Origin of the sequence: Altererythrobacter sp. B11, assembly GCF_003569745.1 — a bacterium.
In the GTDB taxonomy this organism is placed as follows: Bacteria; Pseudomonadota; Alphaproteobacteria; order Sphingomonadales; family Sphingomonadaceae; genus Croceibacterium_C.
The window spans coordinates 488,588-509,266 of record NZ_AP018498.1 but is presented as its reverse complement, the minus strand read 5'-3'; the positions used below and the strand labels follow the sequence as shown (position 1 = coordinate 509,266).

Annotated in this window: 18 protein-coding genes; 1 reads left to right on the top strand and 17 read right to left on the bottom strand. The window is 65.2% G+C overall.

The features are described from left to right. Positions 1 to 21: 21 nt before the first annotated feature. Both rfbC and AEB_RS18115 read right to left on the bottom strand, forming a co-directional pair. The gene (gene rfbC / locus AEB_RS02315; RefSeq protein ID WP_119081747.1) at positions 22 to 579 is read right to left on the bottom strand and encodes a dTDP-4-dehydrorhamnose 3,5-epimerase; all 558 of its coding nucleotides are present in this window, start codon (positions 577 to 579) and stop codon (positions 22 to 24) included. A 59-nt stretch (positions 580 to 638) separates the two neighbouring features. Further along, positions 639 to 806: a hypothetical protein gene (locus AEB_RS18115; RefSeq protein WP_172592978.1), complete on the bottom strand. Its 168-nt coding sequence runs from the start codon at positions 804 to 806 to the stop codon at positions 639 to 641. Between the two features lie 306 nt (positions 807 to 1,112). Here AEB_RS18115 and AEB_RS02310 point away from each other — a divergent pair, with 306 nt between their 5' ends. Next, entirely contained in the window at positions 1,113 to 2,468 is a 1,356-nt protein-coding gene (locus AEB_RS02310; protein ID WP_119081745.1) for a tyrosine-type recombinase/integrase, read from the top strand. 214 nt (positions 2,469 to 2,682) lie between these two features. On the opposite strand, the gene AEB_RS02305 is transcribed toward AEB_RS02310, so the two are convergent. The 15 genes from AEB_RS02305 to AEB_RS02235 form a co-directional block, all read right to left on the bottom strand. Beyond that, complete coding sequence (locus AEB_RS02305) at positions 2,683 to 3,342, bottom strand: DsbA family protein (RefSeq protein ID WP_119081744.1); 660 nt, start codon at positions 3,340 to 3,342, stop codon at positions 2,683 to 2,685. Next, positions 3,339 to 4,802 (bottom strand): efflux transporter outer membrane subunit, encoded by a 1,464-nt coding sequence (locus tag AEB_RS02300; protein ID WP_231958864.1) that lies wholly within the window; start codon positions 4,800 to 4,802, stop codon positions 3,339 to 3,341. The genes AEB_RS02305 and AEB_RS02300 overlap by 4 nt, the downstream gene beginning before the upstream one ends. Beyond that, on the bottom strand, positions 4,729 to 5,793 hold the full coding sequence (locus AEB_RS02295; RefSeq protein WP_231725692.1) for an efflux RND transporter periplasmic adaptor subunit: 1,065 nt from the start codon (positions 5,791 to 5,793) through the stop codon (positions 4,729 to 4,731). Before AEB_RS02295 ends, AEB_RS02300 begins: the two co-directional genes overlap by 74 nt. A gap of 91 nt (positions 5,794 to 5,884) precedes the next feature. Then, a complete protein-coding gene (locus tag AEB_RS02290; protein ID WP_119081740.1) occupies positions 5,885 to 9,067 on the bottom strand; it encodes an efflux RND transporter permease subunit in 3,183 nt (1,060 codons plus the stop codon). Positions 9,068 to 9,386: 319 nt separating this feature from the next. Continuing rightward, positions 9,387 to 10,883, bottom strand: a complete 1,497-nt coding sequence (gene lnt, locus AEB_RS02285; RefSeq protein ID WP_119081738.1) for an apolipoprotein N-acyltransferase — start codon at positions 10,881 to 10,883, stop codon at positions 9,387 to 9,389. Continuing rightward, on the bottom strand, positions 10,880 to 13,072 hold the full coding sequence (locus AEB_RS02280; RefSeq protein WP_231958863.1) for a protein-disulfide reductase DsbD family protein: 2,193 nt from the start codon (positions 13,070 to 13,072) through the stop codon (positions 10,880 to 10,882). The genes lnt and AEB_RS02280 overlap by 4 nt, the downstream gene beginning before the upstream one ends. An 84-nt stretch (positions 13,073 to 13,156) precedes the next feature. Then, the gene (locus AEB_RS02275) at positions 13,157 to 13,714 is read right to left on the bottom strand and encodes a DsrE family protein (RefSeq protein ID WP_119081734.1); all 558 of its coding nucleotides are present in this window, start codon (positions 13,712 to 13,714) and stop codon (positions 13,157 to 13,159) included. Beyond that, the gene (locus AEB_RS02270; RefSeq protein WP_119081732.1) at positions 13,714 to 14,595 is read right to left on the bottom strand and encodes a class I SAM-dependent methyltransferase; all 882 of its coding nucleotides are present in this window, start codon (positions 14,593 to 14,595) and stop codon (positions 13,714 to 13,716) included. The genes AEB_RS02275 and AEB_RS02270 overlap by 1 nt, the downstream gene beginning before the upstream one ends. 16 nt (positions 14,596 to 14,611) lie before the next feature. Further along, on the bottom strand, positions 14,612 to 14,743 hold the full coding sequence (locus AEB_RS02265; protein ID WP_119081731.1) for a DUF2474 family protein: 132 nt from the start codon (positions 14,741 to 14,743) through the stop codon (positions 14,612 to 14,614). Beyond that, a complete protein-coding gene (gene cydB / locus AEB_RS02260; RefSeq protein WP_119081729.1) occupies positions 14,724 to 15,722 on the bottom strand; it encodes a cytochrome d ubiquinol oxidase subunit II in 999 nt (332 codons plus the stop codon). The genes AEB_RS02265 and cydB overlap by 20 nt, the downstream gene beginning before the upstream one ends. Then, positions 15,719 to 17,125, bottom strand: a complete 1,407-nt coding sequence (locus tag AEB_RS02255; RefSeq protein WP_119081727.1) for a cytochrome ubiquinol oxidase subunit I — start codon at positions 17,123 to 17,125, stop codon at positions 15,719 to 15,721. Before AEB_RS02255 ends, cydB begins: the two co-directional genes overlap by 4 nt. Before the next feature lie 101 nt (positions 17,126 to 17,226). Continuing rightward, on the bottom strand, positions 17,227 to 17,856 hold the full coding sequence (locus AEB_RS02250; protein WP_119081726.1) for a peroxiredoxin: 630 nt from the start codon (positions 17,854 to 17,856) through the stop codon (positions 17,227 to 17,229). Positions 17,857 to 17,867: 11 nt separating this feature from the next. After that, positions 17,868 to 18,656, bottom strand: a complete 789-nt coding sequence (locus AEB_RS02245; protein ID WP_119081724.1) for a sulfite exporter TauE/SafE family protein — start codon at positions 18,654 to 18,656, stop codon at positions 17,868 to 17,870. Beyond that, entirely contained in the window at positions 18,653 to 20,230 is a 1,578-nt protein-coding gene (locus tag AEB_RS02240) for a bifunctional protein tyrosine phosphatase family protein/NAD(P)/FAD-dependent oxidoreductase (RefSeq protein WP_119081723.1), read from the bottom strand. The genes AEB_RS02245 and AEB_RS02240 overlap by 4 nt, the downstream gene beginning before the upstream one ends. A 12-nt stretch (positions 20,231 to 20,242) precedes the next feature. Continuing rightward, a complete protein-coding gene (locus tag AEB_RS02235) occupies positions 20,243 to 20,677 on the bottom strand; it encodes a DUF6691 family protein (protein ID WP_119081721.1) in 435 nt (144 codons plus the stop codon). Positions 20,678 to 20,679: the final 2 nt, after the last annotated feature.

Sequence of the window (20,679 nt, the reverse complement as noted above, 5' to 3'; positions counted from 1 at the left end):
TACTCCCGTATCTATATGTATTTAAAAAGCAAAGTACTCAGGAAGATCGCCGAGACGCGGCTGAGTACGATCTTTGGCAGAAAGGGTCGAAGGGTCGATAGCCTCGGGCCAAGTCACTCCTACTGCCGGATCATCCCAGGCCAAACCCTTGTCGCATTCAGCGCTATAGTAGCTGGTGACCTTGTAGCAGATTACGGTATCTGGTTCGAGCGAGCAGAAGCCGTGTGCAAAGCCCGGAGGCAGCCAGAGTTGCCTGCCGTTGGTCGGCGTAAGTGTTTCGCCGACCCATTCGCCGAACGTGGGCGAACCGCGCCGGATGTCCACAGCTACATCGAAAAGGGCTCCGGCAGTGCAACGTACCAGTTTGCCCTGCGCACTTGGTTCGCTCTGAAAATGAAGGCCGCGGACGGTGCCGGCCTTCGCACTCCGGGATTCGTTATCCTGGACAAAGGTCCAGTGGCCGCAGGCCTTCGCAAAGACGTCGGCACGGAAGATTTCGGCGAAGTAGCCACGCTCGTCGCCGATCTGGTGCGGCGTTACGAGCTTTATGTCGGGAATGCGCAAGGGCGTGATCTTCATGGCTCGCGTTTAAGCGGCTTGAGTTGTGAAGAAAACCCCATCAGCGATTTGGGCACCTCTCATGTCCCCTTCAGCCGGCGAAACTGGTGCGTTCGACATTGCTGAACTTTGTCGCGGGCAATGCGGAAGTGTTCCCACCACGCCATGAAATCCAGCATTTGTTTTCCATCGGTGCCTGTCACGGTCAGCACGATGCTCATCTGCTGTGCGATGGGCTGATCACTCAAGCGTTGAGGGTGTTCCTCGATTCAGCGCGTGCAAGCTGCCCCGTGGTGGGAGCGAGTGGCGCTGACCTAAGCCATTGAAAGGCTGGCGCACCCGACAGGATTCGAACCTGTGACCTCTGCCTTCGGAGCTAGAACTACAACGCTACGCTAGGCTTTTCAAGTCAACGCTAGAGCACGATAACTCACTGTTTATACAGTGTTTTCTTGACACGAAGGGTATTCCAGACTACGCAAAAAACCCCCACAGTTTTCGATCTGCTGGTGAGTTTTTGGTGAGTTTTCTGAGCCCGCTCTAGCGAGGTGCATATGCCAAAACTGACGAAAACCGTCGTCGACAAGGCCGAGCAACGGGACCGGCAATATACCGTTTGGTGCAGCGATTTGAAAGGCTTTGGCGTGTTCGTGCTGCCCTCAGGAACACGAACCTACTTCGTCGATTACCGAAACGCTAACAATGTTCGGCGTCGGATGAAACTCGGTCGCCACGGCACCGTCACCGCCGAACAGGCGCGGACGCTGGCGATTCAGGCGCTGGCCGAAGTCGCCAAGGGCAACGATCCGCTCGAAGATCGGAACAGCGTTCGCAAGGCGATCTCGGTGAAGGAGCTTTGCGAGTTATATACGGCGGAACTTGAAGCCGGCCGGATTCTCGGCAAGGGCGGTCGCCCCAAGAAGGCCAGCACCAAGATCACCGATCTCGGCCGGATTACGCGCCATATCATTCCGCTCCTCGGCTCGAAGCGCGTCACGCATGTCACGAAGGCGGACGTGACGGCGATGATGAAGGACATCATGGCCGGCAAGACCCGCGCTACGGAGAAGACCAAGAAGTTGCGTGGCAAGTCGATCGTCCGGGGTGGCCTCGGTGCCGCGAGCCGGACGGTCGGGCTGCTGGGCGGCATTTTCAGCTATGCGCGGGATGAGCTGGGCATCATCGAGATCAATCCCGCGCATGGTGTTCGCAAGCCGAAGGATGTGGTGCGGAAGCGACGACTGAACGAGGACGAGTATCGGACGCTGGGCCGCATCCTCGCCAAAGCTGCTGAGGACGAACGCTATACGCGAACCGTCGACATGATTCGACTGATTGCAATGTCGGGGTGCCGTCGCGGCGAGATAATCGAAGCGAAGAAAACGGAAATCGATACGATGGGGAGTGCCTTCCGGTTCGAGGATACAAAGGAAGGTCAGTCCGTTCGCCCGATGGGTCTACCGATCGTCGAGTATTTCGACGAGCGGAACATGGACGGCGACAGCCCTTATGTGTTTCCGGGCGAGAGAAACCCGGACGGGCCGTTCGGAAGCTTTCCACGGCACTGGGAGAAAATCTTCGCCGATACTGAGTTGGAGAGCGTCACCGCCCACGTCTTGCGCCATAGCTTCGCCAGCATCGCCAACGATCTCGGCTTCACCGAGATCACCATTGCGGCGCTGCTCGGCCATGCCTCAGGTTCGATCACAAGCCGCTATATCCACACGCTAGATGCTGCGCTGGTCATGGCGGCAGATACGGTGTCAGGCTACATCCAAGCGCTCTTAGACGGCGCGGAGCTATCGCACACGCACTACGCTCTCGATCGACGGTCACGGAAGGCGGCGCTTGCGCGCTTCCTTGCCGGCGCGGGCGAGGCCGAAAACGCCGATATGGCGCTTGCAGCTTGATCCGATGCATCCGGCCGCGCTGATCCGGCCATTCGGCGGGATCGGCGTGGCCGGTCTAGCCGGAGCCCTCGGCTGGAACATTTATGCGCCGCGCGGAAGGATTGCCTCTCAATGGGGACGCTGGTGAACCACAGAACGGGAAAGGACGGCATGACGAGGTAGCCAGCGATCCCGTTATCGCGGACATTTACTCCGCTCTGCTAGGAGCCTTGTATCAGCGGGAGAGTTTGGCTCTGGCATCCGAAAACGCCTTTGCAAACTCGGAACGGCTTAGCGCGCCCTTCACCAGCAATGGCCCGATCAGAAATGCGGGCGTGCCAGAGATGCCAAGAGCGAAGGCTTGGGTAGCGGTTCGCGCCAAGGCGGTCTGGATTCTGGTCTGCCCTGCTTGAAGGTCGCTAGCGAGGCGAGTCCAATCGCCGCCCTCGCGCTCGACAATCGCACGCAGCACCGGCTCTGTGAGCGCCCGATGCTCGCGCATGAGCGCATGATGAATTTTGAAGTAGAGTCCTTGAGGTTCGCTTGCTAGCGCCACCTGCGCCGCCTGCTCGGACACGTCGCCGAAGATCGGCCAGTCCTTGTAGGCTACCTGGGTGCGGCCGTCGTCACGCATCGCGCCATCGAGTTCCGGCGCCGCCCGGCGACAGGCCGGGCATTGATAGTCGGTAAATACCACGACGCGCAGATCCGCGTGTTCAGGGCCTTCGATGGGGCCACCGGGATCAAGCACGAGACCCTGAGCGATAGCGTTTGTCGAGACATCGATTCCGAGGGGTGCGGTGGCGCTCAGAACAACGCTGACACCATAACCGATGGCGACCACGCCGCCGATTTGCAGCAGCTCTCGTCGTGAAAGGCGGCGCTTTTCTGTCATGTATCGTCTGGGGTTGCACCTCCCAGGGCACGGATCAAGGCTATCGCCGTTCGGGCGCGATCATAGTCGACCGTGATGCTGGCGCGCTGTGCGGCGAGTGCAGCCGTTTGCGCGGTCGTCACTTCCAGATAGTCCGCCGCGCCATCACGATACCGTTCGAGCGCAAGATTCTCCGCGCGGGCCGCCGCTTCGGCGGCGATGCGCTGCTCGCGATTCTGACCGGCCAGGGCATCCATGCGGGACAGGCCATCCTCCACCTCCTGAAAGGCGTCCAGCACGGTCTGGCGATAGTCCGCCGCGAGTTCTTCATAGTTCGCCCGGCTGATGGCGAGACGCGCTCGGCGTCCGCCACCATCGAACAGATTGAAGATCGTGCTGATCGGCCCAAGCGCCCAGAAGCCGGTATCCGCGCTGATGATCGGTGCCTCGACGGCCTGATAGCCCGCCCCGAGGCCGAGGCTTATGCGCGGATAAAAGGCGGCCCGAGCGACGCCGATCCTCGCATTGGCGGCGACCAGGCGTCGCTGCGCCTCGGCGATGTCGGGACGACGCTGAAGCAGTTCGGACGGCAAGGACGGCGGCAGGTCAGGTAGCGCCAAGTTCTGTTGCGCGGGGGCTATGGCGAAACTGGACGCGCTCTCACCCACCAGTGCGGCAATCCGGTGCTCGATCGCCGCGCGCTGCGCCCGTAACGCTTCAGAGCGCGCGCGGGCATCGGCGAGTTGGGCCATCGATCGGCTTCGGTCCACTCCTGAGGCAATGCCGCCTTCGTGGCGCGTGCGTATCAGTTCATCGGCGCGCGCATAGGCGGCCACGGTGCGGGTCAGCAGCATCTGCTCCGCATCGACGGCGCGAAGTCGAACATACAGGTCGGCAACCGATGCTTGAAGGCTGAGCCGCGCCGAACGCAATGCGGCCTCCTGCGCTTGGGCGTCCGCCGTGCTCGCGCGCACGCTGTTACGGACCCGGCCCCACAGGTCCAGCTCATAGTCGAGGCCGACACCGAAGATAATCTGGTTCGCGATTATGGGCTCGCCAGGTCCGATGGGACGCCCGGCTGAAAGCCGTTCGCGCGAGGCGCTGCCTGCCAGGTCCACGTTGGGCAACTGGTCGGATCGGTCGAGCCGAGCCGCTGCCAGCGCCCGGTCGTAACGCGCAAGCGCAGCGGCGAGCGTCGGGGTCCGTTCATCCACCCGCGCGATCAGTTCATCGAGCACCGGGTCCGCGAAACCGCGCCACCATTCACCGCGATCGAGATGATCGCCGGGCGTGGCCGTCGTCCATCCGTCCATATGGCGAAAACTCGCGGGGGTCTCGATCGCCGGCGTCTGCATCGGCGGCAGGGTGGCGCAACCGCCGAGGCCGAAAGCGGCGACGAGGACGATCCTAGCGCTGCGCATTCGGAGCCGCCGGTTGCCGTGCGGGGACGACGCGAACCCTGTCGCCGGTTGCCAGCGCATCGGGCGGCGTCTGGACGATACGGTCGGTTGGGCGCAACCCTGACAGAATTTCGATGGTCGCTCCCTGGTCGCGACCCACCGCGACCTCGCGAAGCGCGACCTGGCCCTGACCATCGACCACGGCGACGCGCGCGCCGTCGGAACCGAGAATGAGGGCGCTTGCCGGCACCTGGAACGTTCCAGCGCCGCCGGGCATGGACACCCGCACCTCCGCGTAGCCGCCGGGCCTGAGGCGCCGATCGCTGTTGTCGACCAGAAACTCGACCAGCATGGCGCCGGACTGGCGGTCCACCGCATCGGCGAGACGGGACAAGGTGGCCTCGAACACCTCTCCCGGTCTTTCAGGCACGGTGAATGTCGCTCGCATGCCGCGCGCCAGCCGTCCGGACAGGGCCTGCGGCACGCGCACATAGAGGCGCAGACGGCTGACGTCGGCGACGGTGAACAACGGTTCCGCTCCCGGTGCGCCCGTCTGCACCAGGGCGCCGAGCTGGGCCGAACGGCTGGTGACGACGCCATCAAAGGGAGCTGTCAGCCGCGTGAATCCGGTCAGCGCCCTCAGCCGGCCGACATCCGCCCGAGCGGCACGCGCGCGCGCATCGGCAGCGGCGAACTGCCCTTGGCGCTCATCGGCTTCCTGCCGGGACACAGCATCCTTTTCGAGCAGGTTGTTCCAGCGCGCCGCTGTCGTCTCGGCCAACCCGCGATCGGCGGCCGCGGTCTGATAGGTCGCCTGGGCCTGCGCGAGCTGTTGGTCGATCTCCGGCGCATCGAGAATGGCGAGCGTTTGTCCGCGCCGCACCCGGTCGCCGATATCCGCGCGCCATTCACGCACATAGCCGCTCACGCGGGCATTGATCGCCGCGCGATTATATGGGTCGAGGCTGCCTGGCAGAACGATCTCTCCCGCCTCGGAGGCGCGGGGCTGGATCACGCTGACGGTCGGCAGCGCGTTCTCCGCCGCGATGGCGGCCTGTTCGCGTTCGGCCATGCTACGAGAGGCGAGGCCCCCGCCAACGAGAGCGGCGATTACGAGACCGGCCGCGCCGAGGTAAAGGCCGGTTCGTTTCCTTGGGGTTGGATCAGACATGCTGGAGTTCAAGCTCCCTTGCAGGTGAGGACGGTGCGCCCTTGCGATGGGCGATGCTGAACAGGGCGGGCACGAGCAGCAGCGTCGCCACCGTCGCGAAGAACAGGCCACCGATGACGGCGCGGCCGAGCGGGGCGTTCTGCTCGGCGCCTTCGCCGATGCCGAGCGCTATGGGGGTCATGCCGATGATGATCGCAAGCGCGGTCATCAGCACGGGGCGGAAGCGGACCACCGCCGCTTCGATTGCGGCACGGGTCGCGTCGCCGGTCTCGGCCAGTCGTTCTCGCGCAAAGCTGACGACGAGGATCGAGTTCGCCGTCGCGACGCCCATGCACATGATCGCGCCGGTCAGGGCGGGCACGGAGATGGTCGTCCCCGTGACGAACAGCATCCAGACGATGCCCGCGAAGGCGGCCGGTAGAGCGCCGATGATGACCAGCGGGTCGATCCAACTCTGGAAGTTCACGACGATCACGAGGTAGATGAGGATGATTGCGCCGATGAGCCCGAACGCGAGCCCGGAGAAGGCGTGGTTCATCGTCTCATATTGCCCAGCGAGCGTGACGGTCACGCCTGCCGGACGCTCGGCGTCCATCTCTGCGATGATACGCTGGATGTCGCCGGCCACGGCACCCAGATCGCGCGCCTGAGGCGTAGCATAGATGTTGACGACGGGCTGGATGTTCCACCGGCTCGCCACGTTGACGGTCGTATCGCGGGTGATTGCGCCCAAGCCGCCAAGCGTTTGCGCTTCGCTCGCGCCTGTCGGTGAAACCGGCAGCGCTTCCAAGGCGGAGATGGTGCTGACGTCCAGCTCGGGAACCTGCGCCACGACGGGATAGGAGATTCCGTTCTCGGGATTGAGCCAATAGACGGGTGCTGACTGCTGCGTGCCCGCCAGGGCCGTTGCGACGCTGGTGGTGACGTCCCGCTGGTTGAGGCCATATTGCGCGATCCGCGAACGATCGATGTCAATGTTGAGCTGCGGCGCGCGCGAGGACTGCTGGATGCGGGCGTCAGCCAGGCCGGGGACAGCGCGGATGCGCTTAAGAAGCTCCTGCGCGTAAGTCTCGTTGGCCGCGAGATTGCGGCCGCGCACCTGGATGTCGATCGGCGCAGGCGAGCCGAAATTGAGAATCTGGCTGGTGATATCGGCGGGCAGAAAGGAGAAGTCGACACCCGGAAAGCTCAAGGGCAGTTCGCGCCGCAAGGTCGCCACATGCGCGCCGGTCGCGGTGCGATCCCGGCCGAGCGAGATAAGGATGTCCCCTTCGTTCGGACCCACCGTGCCGGAATTGTTGTAGATGATGTTGAGCGGCGCGGAAGACAGGCCGACATTGGCGACCATCGATTCGACCTGCTCGGCGGGAATCAATTCACGCACGCGCGCCTGCACCCGCGATATCAGCGCCGTGCTGTCCTCGATACGCGTGCCTGCCGGCGCACGCACATGCAGGGTGATTTGACCCGAATCGACCGTGGGAAAGAAATCGCGGCCAAGCGTGGGAATCAGCAGCAGCGACGCCACCATCGCGCCGAGGAAGGCCGGGATGAAGATGCGGCGCGCGGACATTACGCGGGCCAGCATTTGCTCGAAGCGGTCCTTCTGCCGGTCGAAGCCCGCCGAAAATCGGTGCTGGAACCGGACAAGCGGATTGCGCGAGCGAGCCCGCTCCGCCTCCTCGCCTTCCCGGTGCGGACGCAACAGATACATCGCCATCGTCGGAATGAGCGTGCGAGACAGGATGAACGAGGCGATCATGGAGAAGATGACCGCCAGCGCCAGCGGCACGAACAGATAGCCCGCGACGCCCGGCAGGAAGAACATCGGCACGAACACGATACAGATGCAGGTCACGATCACGAAGGCCGGCGTCACGATCTGCGCGGCGCCGTCCATGATCGAGCGCAGCACCGGCTTTCCTTTCTCCAGATGCCAGTTGATGTTCTCGATCGTGACCATCGCGTCGTCGACCAATATGCCGATGGCCAGGGCCAGCCCGCTCAGCGTCATGATGTTGATCGTTTGGCCTGTCGCGCCGAGAGCCAGCAATGCGGCGAGGATGGCCAGGGGAATCGTGGTCACGATGATGATCGTCGATCGCCACGATCCCAGGAACAGGAGGATCATCAACGACGTCAGCACCGCTGCCAGGATGCCCTCGTGGGCCACGGTGGAGACGGCGGCCTTCACGAGAACCGACTGGTCGCCGATAAGCTGGACCCGCAGGGTTTCGGGAAGACCTTCGAGTATCTGGGGGATACGGCCGCGAACCGTATCGACGATATCGATGGTCGAAGCCGCGCCGCTTTTCAGGACGGTCATCAGGACCGAGCGCTGACCTTCGACTTGGACGATGTTCATTTGCGGCGGGGCGCCGTCGCGGACTTGAGCGATGTCGCGCATGGTGATGGTTGCGCCGTCCACCACGCGAACCGGCAGATTGTTCAACTGTTCGACCGAGCCCGGCGCGTTGTTGAGCCTGACGGTATATTGCAGACCGCCGACCTTGGCGAAACCGGCCGGGGCGATCTGGGTTTGCGCGGCAATCGCGGCCGCGACGTCGCCAGCGGACAAGCCGCGAGCCCGCAGCGCCTCGGGATCGATGTCGATCTGAATCTGGCGCTGCTTCCCGCCGAATGGGAAAGGCATGGCGACGCCGGGAACGGTGATGAGTTGCGGGCGGATCTGGTTGACGCCGAGATCGTAGAGCTGCTGTTCGCTCAGTCCTTCGCCCGATAGTGCGAGCTGCACGATCGGCACGGTCGATGCGTCGTAGTTCACGATCAGGGGCGGCGTGATGCCCGGCGGGAGCTGACGCAAAACCGTCTGCGAGATCGACGTCACCTGCGCGGTCGCGGTGCGGATATCCGCGCCGGGCTGAAAGTAGATTCGCACGACGCCGACGCCGTTCATCGACTGGCTTTCAATCCGGTCGATGTCGTTGACGGTCGTGGTCAGCACGCGTTCAAAAGGATTGATGATCCTCCCGGCCATGTCCTCGGGGGACAGCCCATTATATGTCCATGCGGTCGCGATCACCGGCACCCCGATGCGCGGGAAGATATCGACCGGCATCCGAAGAACGGACAGGATTCCCAGGCCGAAAATGAGCACGGCCATGACGATGAAGGTCAGCGGTCGCGTCAGAGCGACGCGCACGAGCGCCATCATCGGGCTTGGTTCCCAAACAGAGGTGAATTGGTGAGCATCGTTCGTCCTCCCGCGAGATCGGGAAAAGACGGCTCAGCTTAAGGCTGGCTTATGAGATGCTGCACCGCGAAAAAATATCCGCCACTTGTTCGCCAAGGCGCGCCATCCTCAGCCCGGCTGCGCTGTGGCGCAGACAGGGTTTTGCGAAGTCCCGCCAGCACCTGATCGAAGCCGTTCGATCCGCGCAGCATACGTTCGACCACCCAGACGCCACTCAAACTCGACGGGATCGGCAAACACGATAAGGATGCCGGCCTGGGCGAACGCGATTCAGGCGTCGTCACAGGCGACGACGACTCGCTCGGCCGTGCTGCTGACGCCGGAGAAGCAGCGTGGCGAGCATGACGATGGCCGCGCCCATCTGCGGGACCGAACCCCAACGGCTGAAAATGGTGGCCGGGTTGGACGCTGGCAGGACGGTATCGAGCCGCGCGGCTTCATGCGCCGGCAGGCTGGCCGCGATAGTGCCATCAGCGCGAATGACAGCCGTGCGGCCCGTCGATGTGGCGCGAATGACCGGCAATCCTTGCTCGATCGCACGCATGCGCGCCTGGGCGAGATGCTGTTCGGGACCCCCCTTGCCGAACCAGGCGTCGTTGGACGGATTGAAAAGGAACGCCGGCCGGTGCGATCGATCAATCACGGTTGATGGGAATACGATCTCGTAGCAGATGGATATGCCCAGCCTGAGGCCGTCGATATCGAGCGTTTGCGGGCCAGGTCCTGGAACGAAGTCCGCCTCGCCCGGCACTAGTCGGGCGGCACCGAGCCGCTCCAGCAACCCTGCGAACGGCAGATATTCGCCGAAGGGCACGAGCTGCGCCTTGTCGTAACGGCCGAGAAGGCGTCCGGCGGCGTCGAGGACGAAGACACTGTTGGTATAGCGGCCGTCTCCAGCTTCGCCGGTCGCGCCGGTGAACAGCAGGTCTCGAGGACCCAGAACCGATGCCGCTCGCGATCGCAGCACGGGATCGGCATCGAGCGGCTCGATGATCGCCGCTTCCGGCCAGAATACGAGCCGCGGTGTTGCTGTCGTTCCAGGCGGACCGCTGAGGCTGCGATAGCGTTCGACCTGCGCCATCGCTTGACCCGGCCGCCATTTGTCGGCCTGATCGATATTCCCCTGCACGAGACGGATTGGCACATCCGTGTCGGGTGCGGATCGGGGACCAGCCAATGCGAGCGTGAGGACGACTACCGCGGGCGCCAGAAGCATCGCAGTCACACCATCGCGCCGCGTGATGGCCGCGAGCAGCCCCGCGATCGCTATGGTCACGCCCGATAGCCCGAGCGCGCCGATCACCGCCGCGCTTCGAGCCATCTCACCGAGCGGTAGCCAGATGACGCCCAGCGGATTCCACGGGAAGCCGGTTAACAGGACGCCGCGTAGCCATTCGGCCAGGATGAAGGTGGCGGCGCTGGCAAGGGCGAAGCCGGCCGGTCCGCTGGTTCGCGAGACAGCAGAAGCCGCGCCGAGCGACAGCGCCCAATAGCCGGCGGTGTAGGCCGCCAGCAACGCCACCGCGGGCCATCCAAGCCATTGAGGCATCGCTGCCTGAAAGGTGAAGGCATGCGCCAGCCAGGTCAGGCTGGCGCAGCCCAGGCCAAGGCCGAACCACCATCCGGCGCCTGCCGCCTGCCGCCACGATCGCGCGCCGCCCGCGTGGCGGAGCAGCAGAGTCAGGCTCACCAGCGTAACCGGCCAGAGCGACCAGGGTTCAAAGCCGAGTGCCGAGATCGCGCCGAGGGCGAAGATCGCCGCTCGGATGCGGATCACGAGGTCGACGCCTGTTCGACCAGCAGCCCGCTTGACAGTATCTGCGGCAGCTCGCGCTCCTTGCCGCCGCGCGTGACGAACAGATAATAGGGAACGGAGTTTCGGCCCCGCGAGGCCAGGAAGCGCGTGATGGCGGGATCGCCGCGCGTCCAGTCGCCGACCAGGGTGACGACGCCGGCCTGGGCGAAGGCGGCTTGGGTGTCATCACGGTCGATGGCGACGCGCTTGTTGACTTGGCAGATCAGGCACCAATCGGCGGTCATGTCGACGAATACCGGCGTTCCCGCCGTTCGCAGTTCGGCCAGCCGTGCTTCGCTGAACGGTTCCGCCCGGCCCGCCGAAACCGTGGCGGCGGCCTGACTGCCGGCGGTCGAGGGAACGGACATCTGGATGGCGAAGACGACAAGAACCGACGCCAACACCGGGATCAGCGCCGGCCCCGCCGTGCGGCCGCCTGCCTGACGCTGGCCCGTCCACCATAGCCCGATGCCCGCGAGGCCCGCGAGCAGGAGGCCGAAGCCCATGCCGTCCACGCCGCTCTGACGGCCAAGCACCCAGGCGAGGCCGATCGCGGTGAGCAGCATGGGAATGGCCAGCACGCGGCGAAACGTTTCCATCCATTTTCCAGGTCGGGGCAAAATGCGCTGCAAGGCGGGAACGAAGGCGATCGCCAGGAAGGGCAGCGCCATGCCGATGCCAAGCCCGGCGAAAACCGCCAGCGTGGCGGGTGCCGGCAGCACGAGCGCGGCGCCGAGCGCAACGCCCAGGAACGGCCCGCTGCAAGGGGTGGCGATGATTGCCGCGAGCGCGCCGGTGCCGAACGCGCCGCTCCAGCCCGGCTGTGCCAACCGCCCACCGGCGAGCGAAATGCCGCGGATTTCAAACAGGCCCGCAAGGTTGAGAGCGATGGCGAGCGACAGCAGCATCAGAACCAAGATGATGCGGGGGTCCTGTAACTGGAACGACCAGCCGATGTCGTGGCCCAGCGCCCGCGCGCCGATCAGGATCGCACCCAGAAGCGTGGTCGTGGCGACGCTGCCCGCGAAGTAGGCGACACCCTCCACCTTGGCCGTGCGTCGATCGATCCCCGACTTGGCCAGACTGAGCGCTTTCAGCGAGAGGATCGGGAACACGCACGGCATCAGGTTGAGCAAAAGGCCGCCAAGGATCGCGCCGATCAGCGCGAACCGCAGCGGCGAGCCGTTGCCGGGTTCTTGTGAAGGCGTGGACGACGCGGTGTCGATCAATGGATCGATCGTCTCGACCTTCGCCGTCGGACCGGGAATGGGCGCAGGCGCTTCTTCGGCCTCGGCGACTGGACCACTCGCCGAGGCCGGTGCAGGTGTCGGTGAACCGCCCAGGACAAAGCTTCTGCGCCCATCGGTCACGACGCCGGAAAAGTCGCCGGGCGGCGCGGAGCCCGACGCCGGAACGGTGATCTGGATCGCGCCGCCTTGCCCTCTCGTCGCGCGTTGAGGCGTGGCGGCATCGAACCATCCCGCGTCACCCGGAAAGAGGCGCGCGCTGGATGGATCGAGTCCTTGCGCGCCAGTCACGTCGAAAGTCCAGTTCGCCCCCTGCCGCGCGATCGCGATGCGCGCCGCGCCCGGACGCGGCAATGCGGCCTCGGCGGCGGAAACCAGCGCGCGACTGCTGCCTGCCGCGCCGTCGCCTGTAGCAAGGTCGAGCCGGAGCGTGGCGCGCTCGGGCACGCACAGCGTGTCCGAGCAAGCGAGCCAGTTGAGATCGACTTCGATCGGAAGCCGCGTCCCTCGTGGGATCGATGGCGGCACGTCGAGATCGGCGAGCAGGGTGAAGGCGCCCTTATGGACGTAGCTGGCAAGCCCGGCCAGTTCGAGCAGAGTCGGTGCGGGGTGTTGCAGCTCCCCGATCCGCACGCCTTGGGGTGCGCGCCATACCGCCTCCACCGGCAGGCCGGAATCGCCCGGATTGATCCAGTATCCGTGCCAGCCGGACTCGGGCGTCATGCGGATGGCGATGCGACTCGTCGCCCCCGGCCTGGGCGTCTCGGTCGAGGCATGAATGGATGCGTCGATATGCTGGCTGCCTTGCGCGGCCGTCGATGGGACAGCAATGAGCAGGATCGCCAGAATCACCCCGAGCGCGAGGGCCTTGAGCGATCCGAGCGACAACGTGGGCGTGGCCGGCGCCGGGCCGACGATGTTCATGGAGCCGTGCATCATGGCGCCATCGGCCGCGCAGCTTAAGGCTGGCTTAGCAGCGACGCCCGCGATGCAGCAGGCGCCCATTCCTCAACGGATCAGCGACCATCCCTTGAGCTGCAACGTCGCTAGCGTGGTCATCGCGGAAAGATCGACGGTCACTTGCCGCGATACCGACTGCCGCTCGATGCCCTGCCGCGCCAGTGCCTGGCCACAAACGCGGATGTCCACGCCCGCCTCCGCCAGGGCCGCGATCAACGGCGTATTCGGATTGTCATGCCCGTAGCGCGCTCGATAGGCCGCGTCGCCCAGGACGGACATGGTTGCCGGCCCATGCACCACCGCTACCAAGTCTCCGCGCTCCGTGCGGATGCCGGCGGAACCAAGCAAGTTCACGAACCGCGCAACCTTATCGAGGCCGGGATTGGATTGGTCCGGCTTTTCTGCTCCTTCCGTCACGTCGAACACGACCCTGTAAGCAAGAGAGGGGTCGGGTTGGCCGGCCGTTCCCGGCATCGGCGTGATGGTCCCGAACCCGGCGATCACCGGATGGCGGGGGTCCGGCGCCGATTGCGCGCTGGCGCTCGTCGTCCCGGCGGCCGCCAGCGCGGCGGCGACCAGGGCGATCCCCGTCTCGCGCCGGGTCATCACGCCGTCCTCCCGGCATAGGCTGTGACGAACAGGGCTTTCGACGGCAAGCCGACGCCCTCGGGCGTTTCCCGCCCTGCGAACATGCGGATCAGATCGTCCCGGACGGCCGCCTGTCCGGAAGGATCGAGATTCTTGATGAGATCGCCGATATGCAGGGACTCCAGCGTGAAGGACGCGGCTTCCTCCGCCCCGTTCCCCCGCCCGCCGATATATTGGGTTCCTTCCCACGCGATGATATCGGGCTCATCGAAGCCGGCATTGCCCAGCAGGTCGCGCACATAGTCGGTTTCGCCAAGCGCAAAGGGGCCGGGCGCGCGCGGCACTGGCGGCGGAAGCTCGACGTGCCGCGCGAGCACGCTCATCATGGCGGTGAACCAGGGGTTCTCGCCCGGCGGCGCCCAGACGGCGATATCGAGCCGGCCGCCGTTCACCAGCATGCGGCGCAGATTGGCGAAAGCGGCATAGGGAACGGCGAAGAACATCGAGCCGAAGCGAGAGAACAGCCGGTCGAATGGCGCCCCGGCCGGCATAACGCTCGCGGCGTCGGCGACCTCAAAGGCGATGTTCGCGATTTCCTCGTCCCGCGCGCGCTCGCGCGCCGCTCCGATGAGAACCGGCGAGATATCGACCCCTACGACCCCGCCCTCCGGGCCGACCGCCCTGGCGATCTGCCGCGTTGTCCATCCGCCGCCGCAGCCAATATCGACGACGCTCTCGCCTTGCCTGTAGCCGGCATGGGAAAGCAGCGCGGTCCCTATCGGCTCGATCATCCGCTCCAGACTATCGAGATTGGCCAGCCAGCGTTCGCCCGAGGCGCCGGCCCAATCCGAGGCGGTCAATGCGCCGTCGTCAGATGCGCTTGTCAAGTCGTCCTTCATATCGCTCTCCTTACGCTTACTGTTTGAGCACCAGCCGGATGGCGAAGGCGGCCGCCGCAAGGACGGTTACGCTGCCGAGCCAGATGGCGGCGAACCAGAGCAGCCGCCGCCACAGGGGGCCGCCCTTGTCAGTGGTATCCAGCTTCATCGATCTTTCCCCGGAATACCCAATAGGCCCACACCGTGTAGGCGAGGATGATCGGAATGAGGATGCCGGCGCCGATCAGCATGAAGACTTGGCTGCGTTCCGGCGCGGCGGCCTCCCAGATGGTGACGGCGCCCGGCACGACGTCCGGCCAGATCGAGATGCCGAGCCCGATCATCGTAAGGCCGAACAGCGCGAGCGCGAGCAGGAAGGGCAACCAGTCGCGCCCCTTTCCGATCGCTCGCCAGGTGAAGATCGCAACGACCGTGACCATCAGCGGCATCTGCGCGGCCGCCAGCACGCCGGGCCACTCGAACCAGCGCCGGTAATATTGCGCTTCGAGAAACGGCGTCCAGGCGCTGACGAGCGCGATGGCGAGGAGCAGGCCGAGCAAGAGAGGCCGCGCCATGCGCCGCGCCTGTTCATGCAGCGGCCCGTCGGTTTTCCAGATCAGCCAGCTTGCGCCGAGCAAGGCGTAGCCGACCACCACGCTCGCTCCTGTCGCCAGCGAAAAGGGGGTGAGCCAATCCCACCATCCGCCGGCATAGGCGCGTCCCTCGACGGCGATCCCCTGGAGCAGCGCGCCGAGCACGATCCCCTGCGACAGGGCGGCAATGATCGATCCCGCGCAGAAGGATACATCCCAGAAGTGGCGATGCGCCGGGTCACGCCAGCGGAACTCGAAGGCGACACCGCGAAACACCAGACCGAGCAGCATCGCGATCAGCGGGGCGTAGAGCGCCGGCAGCACGATCGCATAGGCCAGCGGAAAGGCAGCGAGCAAGCCGCCCCCGCCCATGACCAGCCAGGTCTCGTTGCCGTCCCACACCGGCGCGATGCTGTTCATCGCCATGTCGCGCTCCCTGCCCACCTTGAAGCGGGGGAACAGGATGCCGATGCCGAGATCGAACCCGTCCATCACCACATAAGCGGAGACCGCGAAGGCGATGATGAAGGCCCAGATGATGGTGAGGTCGATCATTGATCCCCACCATCGATCGCGGGCGCGGGCGTGATGCCGGCGGTCCGCACCGGCCCGTGGACCGGCACGGGGTCCTCGTGCGGCTCGGGCGGCTTGGCCATGAGCTTGAGGATATACAGCGTGCCTGCTCCAAAGACCGCGAAATAGACGATGATGAAGGCGATGAGCGACGCCGCGACCGCGGGCGCATCGAGCGGCGCGGCGGATTCGGCGGTGCGCAACAGGCCATAGATCGTCCAGGGCTGGCGTCCGACCTCGGTGGTAATCCATCCCGCCAGGACCGCGACGAAACCCGACGGTCCCATCACGACCGCGGCGCGGTGCAGGCAAGTCCAGTCGTAAAGCCGGCGGCGCACCCGCGCGGCGAGGCTCCACAGGCCGAGGCCGAGCATCGCAAGCCCCATCGCGACCATGATGCGGAACGCCCAGAAGACGATGCCGACTGGCGGCCTGTCTTCCTCGGCAATCGTGTCGAGCCCGTCGAGCGGGGCGTCGGGATCGTGCTTGAGGATCAGCGAGGAAGCCTTGGGAATCTCGACCGCGTAGTCCACCCGCCGCTCGGCGCTATTGGGAATACCGAACAGGATCAGCGGCGCGCCGTCGGGATGGCTTTGATAGTGGCCCTCCATCGCCATGACCTTGGCCGGCTGATGCTCCAGCGTATTTAGACCATGAAGGTCGCCGACGAAAATCTGGATCGGCGCAACGATCGCCGCCATCCACATCGCCATCGAGAACATCTTGCGAGCGCCGGGATTGGCGCGGTCGCGGAGCAGATGCCACGCGCCTACCGCGCCGACCACGAAGGCGGTGGTTAGATAGGCGGCGATGACGGTGTGGACGAGCCGATAGGGAAAGCTTGGGTTGAAGACGATCGCCCACCAGCTCGGGCCGGGGAGGAACTGGCCGTTCGCGCCCATCTCGAAGCCGGTCGGGGTCTGCATCCAGCTATTGACCGAGAGAATCCAGAAGGCCGAGATGAACGTGCCGAGCGCGACCATGCAGGTCGCCGCGAAGTGCAGCTTGCGCCCCACCTTGTTGATGCCGAACAGCATGACGCCGAGGAAGCCGGCTTCGAGGAAGAAGGCGGTCAGGACCTCATAGGCCATCAAGGGTCCGATCACCGGCCCGGCCTTGTCCGAGAAGACCGACCAGTTGGTGCCGAACTGGTAGGACATGACGATCCCGGACACGACGCCCATCGCAAAGGTGATGGCGAAGATTTTCAGCCAGTAGCGGTAGAGGTTGGCATAAACGCCTTTGCCGGTTTTCAGCCACAACGCCTCCAGCACCATCAGGAAGCTGGCCAGACCGATCGAGAAAGCCGGGAAGATGAAGTGAAAGCTGACGGTGAACGCAAATTGCAACCGCGCCAACAGCAGGGCGTCGAACGACTCGAACATCGGAAACTGTCTCCTCCGCCTGCTCCTGATGCGTGGGCGGGACGCTTTACATTAGGCAAAGCGTCCCACCGGCGCGCAGACACGCGGCGTTTGCACGCTCGTCAATCGACCATCGTGGTCCGCAGATAGGCACGGTGCTCGGTCCAGCCTTGGGGAAACAGGCCGCGTGCTTCCTCGTCGCTGATCGACGGCGGGATGATGACCTCTTTACCGGGCATCCAGTCGGCCGGCGTCGCGATGCGGCGCGCGTCGCCGAGCTGGAGCGCGTCGATCACCCGGAGGACCTCATCGAAGTTGCGGCCGACGCTCATCGGGTAGGTCATCGTGAGCCGGATTTTCTTGGCCGGATCGATGATGAAGACCGAGCGCACCGCTGCGGTCTCGCTCTGCTCCGGGTGGATCATGTCATACATACGCGCGATGGCGAGGTTGGCATCCGCGACGATCGGGAAGCGCAGATCGGTCTTCTGCGTGTCGTTAACGTCGTCGATCCATTTGCGATGTTCTTCCGCTGTATCGGTCGAAAGGCCGAGCGGCTTGGTATTGCGGCTCTCGAACGCCTGGGCGAGTTGGGCGGTGCGGCCCATCTCGGTCGTGCAGACCGGCGTGAAGTCGGCCGGGTGGCTGAAGAAGAACACCCAGCTATCGCCGGCCCATTCATGGAAGCTGATCGGGCCGACCTGGGTATCGACGGTGAAGTCGGGAGCGGTGTCGCCAATATGCAGGGTCATTGTGGTTCCTTTCAGGTGAAAAGGGCCGCGCCGCTCCGCCACAGCATGTAGGCGGCGACGGCGAAGATCAGGGTTGCAAAGACGGTGGTGAGGCGGCCCGTGGTGGCACCGAGACGCCGGGCGAAGAGCGTGCCGGCGAAGCTGCCGACCGCGCCGCCGGCGATGAAAAGAGCCGCGAGCGGCCAGTCGATGAGCCCGGAAAAGGCGTAGTTGGCGGCCGTGGTGAGGCCGAAGGCCGTAACCGCGACCAGCGACGTGCCGACCGCAAGCAGGATCGGCATGCCGGTGGAGGCGACCAGGCCCGGCACGATCAGGAAGCCACCGCCGATGCCGAAAAAGCCGGAGAACAGCCCGGAGCCCAGGCCGTAGCCGATCACTTTCGGGGCCTTCTCACGGTTGCATTCGGCACCCGGATCGCCGGGATTGCCGCGCCCTTTGAGCATAAACCCGCCGACCAGCAGCATGACCAGCGCGAACAGGAACAGCAGCTTTTCGCCATCGACCATCTTGCCGAGCGTTGAGCCGGCGAGCGCGCCCGCGATGCCACCGCCAGCGAACATGCCGCCGCAGCGCCATTTGACGTTGCGCGCCCAGGCATGGTTGGCGAGGCCGGTGGCCGCATTGGCGGCGACCGCGAGTGCGCTGGTTCCGATCGCGACATGAGGGCTTGGCACGCCGACCAGATAGACCATCAGGGGAACGGCGAGGATCGAGCCGCCGCCGCCGACCAGGCCGAGGCTCAAGCCCACCAGCCCGCCCGAGACGAGCCCCAGGACATATTGAACGGGCTCGAGGGTCATTGCTCGTCGTCGCGGCGACCGGGCGCCGCCAGCCATTCGCGGCCCTTGAGCATGCCGCGCCAATAGATGGGCGGGAGCAGACGGTCCTTGAGGAACCAAGCCCGGCGGGTCGGCCTGCGTCCGTCGAGCAGCCAGGACGGGAAGCTCGGCAGGAGCTTGCCGCCATAGCCGAACTCCGCCAGCACGATCCTGCCCCGCTCGACGGTCAGAGGGCAGGAGCCATAGCCGTCATAGGTCGCCCAGGGCAGCGTGCTATCGAGCACGGCCAGGAGATTGACCGCGACGACGGGGGCCTGCTTGCGCGCGGCGGCGGCGGTCTTGGCATTGCTTGTGCCGGCGACATCGCCCAGCGCAAACACGTTGGGCCAGCGCGGATGGGCAAGCGTCGCGGGATCGACCGCCACGAAGCCGGTGGCGTCGGCGAGGGCGCTGTTCGCAATGAAGTCCGGCGCGACTTGCGGCGGCACCGCGTGAAGCATGTCGAAGCGGCGTTCGCAGGTTTGTGATCGTTCGCCGGCCCCTTGCCGAAAGACCGCGCGGCGTCCGGGTCCATCAACCTCAATCAGCGTCGAGCCGAGTCGAAGATCGATGCCGTAACGCTCGATGTAGCGCATGAGTGCCGGCACATAGTCGGCGACACCGAACAACGCCGCGCCGGCGTTGTGGAACTCGACGTCGATCGCGCCGAGGCAATCTTCGCGCTCCCAGGCATGGCAGGAGAGATACATGGCCTTTTGCGGTGCGCCCGCGCATTTGATCGGCATGGGCGGCTGCGTGAACAGCGCAACGCCGTTCCTCAGTGTTTGAACAAGATCGCGCGTATAGGGCGCGAGATCGTAGCGATAGTTGGAGGTCACGCCATGTTCGCCGAGCGTCCCGGCGAGGCCGGGGATGGCGTTCCAGTCGAGCTTGATGCCGGCCGCGACGACTAGCCCGCGATAGGCGATGCGCGAACCGTCGGCCAATTCGACCGCTTGCTCATCAGGATGAAGCGCGAGCGCTTCCTGACGCAGCCATTCGGCCCCCTTGGGGATCACGCTCGCCATCGGACGGCGCGTCGCCTCGGGTTGAAACACGCCGGCGCCCACGAGCGTCCAGCCTGGTTGATAGTAATGGGTTTCGGACGGCTCTATGATGGCGAGCGAGATGTCCGGCCTCCGCTTGAGGATGCTGGCGGCGCAAGCGATCCCCGCGCTGCCGCCGCCAACGATCACCACGTCATAGCGCTTCGCCTGACTATTCAATGACGTCGCGGCCGTGTGCATGGCCTGGGAGCGTGCGCCCGTGCGGCAATAGGCGAGAATGGGGCCGGGGAGCCGATCCAGCGCACCGCGCATCGCGCGCGCATCCTCAAGCGCGATGTCGCGGCTTGAGACTGGCAGGTGAGCGAAGGCGAGGCCCGCCGCCGCGGCCGCTTGCTCGATTTCGGCGGCGCTCGGTTGGCCGGGCTCCTCATCGTCTGGCCGATTGGAGATGACGGAGCGAAATCCCGCCGCGGCCGCCGCCCTCAGATCCTCAGGGTCGAGTTGGCTTGTGATCGCGAAGCCTTCGCCGATCGGAATGACCTTTTCCATCAGACGCGCCTTTCAGTTGCCGGCCTTCGAGGATGGTCGACGGTTCGCCCAGAGCCGGTGGAGAAGCATCCCGCCTGCCATTGCGATCAGGAACGGAAGCACCGCGACCGGCGCGAGCCCCAAATTGGCGACGGCCGGGCCGGGGCAGATGCCGGTAAGCCCCCACCCCACGCCAAAGAGCAGCGCCCCGATCGCAAGTCGTGCGTCGAGTCTGGTCGTTTCCGGCACGCAGAAGGCATCGCCCGACAAGGCCCGCCGCGCGCGGCGCTGGACCTGCCATGCAACGGCCATCGGCAGGATCGCGCCGGCCATGACGAAAGCGAGGGTCGGGTCCCATGCACCGAACAGGTCGAGGAAGGCAGTTACGCGGGACGGGTCCGCCAATCCGGATATGGCGAGGCCGGCGCCGAACAGGAGGCCGGCGGCAAGTGCGATGAGCATCCGCATGG